The sequence below is a fragment of the Streptomyces sp. AcH 505 genome, from assembly GCF_000818175.1.
Classification (GTDB): Bacteria; Actinomycetota; Actinomycetes; order Streptomycetales; family Streptomycetaceae; genus Streptomyces.
Genome location: NZ_JTIY01000001.1, coordinates 858,531 through 861,079, shown reverse-complemented (window position 1 = coordinate 861,079; position 2,549 = coordinate 858,531). Strand labels below are relative to the sequence as shown.

Annotated in this window: 3 protein-coding genes and 1 pseudogene; 3 read left to right on the top strand and 1 reads right to left on the bottom strand. The window is 71.8% G+C overall.

The annotated features are described in order from the left end of the window. Positions 1-125 (top strand): annotated as a pseudogene (locus tag HY68_RS44720) (NERD domain-containing protein); the annotation flags it as partial. A 31-nt stretch (positions 126-156) separates the two neighbouring features. Here the strand turns inward: HY68_RS44720 and ligD are convergent. Continuing rightward, a complete protein-coding gene (ligD, locus tag HY68_RS03895) occupies positions 157-1,056 on the bottom strand; it encodes a non-homologous end-joining DNA ligase (RefSeq protein ID WP_041984391.1) in 900 nt (299 codons plus the stop codon). Positions 1,057-1,097: 41 nt separating this feature from the next. Between ligD and HY68_RS03890 the strand changes: the two genes are divergently transcribed. Together HY68_RS03890 and HY68_RS03885 are read left to right on the top strand one after the other, a co-directional pair. After that, positions 1,098-2,141, top strand: a complete 1,044-nt coding sequence (locus HY68_RS03890) for a Ku protein (protein ID WP_041984388.1) — start codon at positions 1,098-1,100, stop codon at positions 2,139-2,141. 86 nt (positions 2,142-2,227) lie between these two features. Next, the coding region (locus HY68_RS03885) for a response regulator transcription factor (protein WP_041984386.1) at positions 2,228-2,549 on the top strand (322 nt) is incomplete at its 3' end.

The following is a 2,549-nucleotide window of genomic DNA, read 5'->3' as shown; positions in this document are numbered from 1 at the left end:
ACGTGCGGATCCTGCACGACACGGAGGTCGCGTCGCTCGCCGACCTCGGCGGCGTACTGAAACCCGTGGACGTCGAGGCCCTGTACGCGGCGGCCCGCGACCGGCACACCTGGCTGCGGGTCTGACGGTTCCGGGCCGGCCGGACCGCAGGCCCGGTCACGGCAGGGGTGCGGCCCGCCCGGGGTCGTTGAGCGGGGCCAGCAGCTCGCCGTGCCGGTCGAGCCGGTCCGCCATGTCGTGCAGCGTGAAGACCAGCAGCGCTTCCCCCGCCGCTCCCGCCCGCGCGCAGCCCTCGACCTCCTCCCAGGTCACCGGCGCGGAGACGGTCGGCTCGTCCCTCGCCCGCAGCGTGTAGGGGGCCGCCGTCGTCTTCGCCGCCGCGTTCTGGCTGTGGTCGACGAAGACCTTCCCCGGCCGCAGCGCCCGCCGCATCCGGTGCACCACCAGCGCCGGCAGCTCCGCCTCCGCCTCCACGGCGAGACCCTTCGCGTACGCCGAGACCTCGGCCGACGGCGCGGGCACCAGCGGCACGAGCAGATGCAGCCCCTTCGACCCGGACGTCTTCGCGTACGCGGCCAGCCCGTCGGCGGCCAGCCGCTCGCGCAGCCAGAGCGCGACCCCGCAGCACTCCACGACACCGGCCGGCGCCCCGGGGTCCAGGTCGAGGACCAGCCGGTCGGCCATGGCGGGCGCGTCGGCGCGCCACTGCGGGGTGTGGAACTCCACCACGAGATTGGCCGCCCACATCAGCGTCGCCAGATCGTCCACCACCACCTGCGAGGCGACCTGGCTCGCCGACCGCGGCACCTCGGCGACCCGTACCCAGTCGGGTGTACCGGGCGGCGGGTTCTTGGTGAAGAAATGCTGGCCGCCTGGCCCGTCCGGATAGCGCAGGAACGAGATCGGCCGGCCGGCGAGATGGGCCAGCAGAGGGGCCGCCGTACGGGCGTAGTAGTGCAGCACCTCGCCCTTGGTGGTGCCGGTCGCCGGGTACAGCACCTTCTCCAGATTGCTGAGCGACAGCCGCCGCCCCTCCACCTCTGTGATCGGCGTCATACGATGAGAATCCCACGAATCCAGGATGAAAGGGATGGAACGTGCGATCCATATGGAACGGCGCGATCTCCTTCGGGCTGGTCAGCATCCCGATCAAGCTGGTGAACGCCACGGAGAACCACTCGGTCTCCTTCCGGCAGTTCCACAAGGACGACGGCGGCCGGATCCGCTACCGCAAGGTCTGCGAGATCGACCAGCAGGAAGTCTCGGCCGCCGACATCGGCAAGGGGTACGAGGAGGCCGACGGGACGATCATCCCGATCACCGACGAGGACCTGGCGTCGCTGCCGCTGCCGACGGCGAAGACGATCGAGATCGTCGCGTTCGTCCCCTCGTCGTCCATCGACCCGCTCCAGATGGACACGGCGTACTACATCTCGGCCAACGGCGTCCCCGCCGCCAAGCCGTACACCCTGCTGCGCGAGGCGCTGAAGCGCAGCAACAAGGTCGCCATCGCCAAGTTCGCCCTGCGGGGCCGCGAGCGGCTGGGCATGCTGCGGGTCGTCGACGACGTCATCGCCATGCACGGACTGCTCTGGCCCGACGAGATCCGGCAGCCGGAAGGCGTGGCGCCGGAGACCGACGTCACCGTACGGGACGCCGAACTCGACCTGGCCGACGCGCTGATGAACACCCTGGGCGAGGTCGAGATCTCGTCGCTGCACGACGACTACCGGGAGGCGGTCGAGGAGATGATCGCCGCCAAGGCGGAGGGCCAGCCCGTACCGGAACGCGAGCCGTCCGGCGGCGGCGGCCAGGTCATCGACCTGATGGCGGCGCTGGAGAACAGCGTGCGGGCGGCGAAGGACGCGCGCGGGGACGGCGCCGAGGCCGCGGACGCCGAGGTCACCCACCTCAAGGACCGCAAGCCGGCCGAGAAGAGCACGGCCAAGAAGACGGCACAGAAGAGGACGGCGGAGAGCAAGACGGCGGACGGCAAGGCCGGGGAGAGCGGGAGCGCCGGGAAGAAGACGCCGGCCAAGAAGACGGCCGCGAAGAAGACGACGAAGACGGCCGCCAAGAAGACCACGGCGAAGAAGACCACCGCCCGGAAGTCGGCGCCGTCGAAGCGCAGCTCCGCCTGAGGCCCGGTGCGCCTGAGGCCCGGTGCGGCAGACTTGACCCCGCCGGCGAACCCCGCCCGGCGCCCCCTGCCGTCTGTGGAGAGCCCTTGCGAGCGGACCGAGCGCTGCGCGTCGTCCTGGCCGAGGACAGCGTGCTCCTGCGGGAGGGCCTGATCGGGCTGCTGGCCCGCTTCGGGCACGAGGTCGTCGCCGCGGTCGGCGACGCCGAAGCCCTGCTGGCGGCGGTCGCCGAGCACGCCCCGGACATCGTCGTGACGGACGTACGGATGCCGCCGGGCTTCCAGGACGAAGGCCTGCACGCCGCCGTGACGCTGCGCGAACGGCACCCGTCGCTGCCGGTGCTCGTCCTCAGCCAGTACGTGCAGCGCGCCTACGCCGCCGACCTCCTCGACTCCGGGGACGGCTCGG

Excerpts from the sequence above, each read along its gene's own strand:
- ligD (WP_041984391.1), bottom strand. The coding sequence starts at position 1,056 with ATGACGCCGATCACAGAGGTGGAGGGGCGGCGGCTGTCGCTCAGCAAT.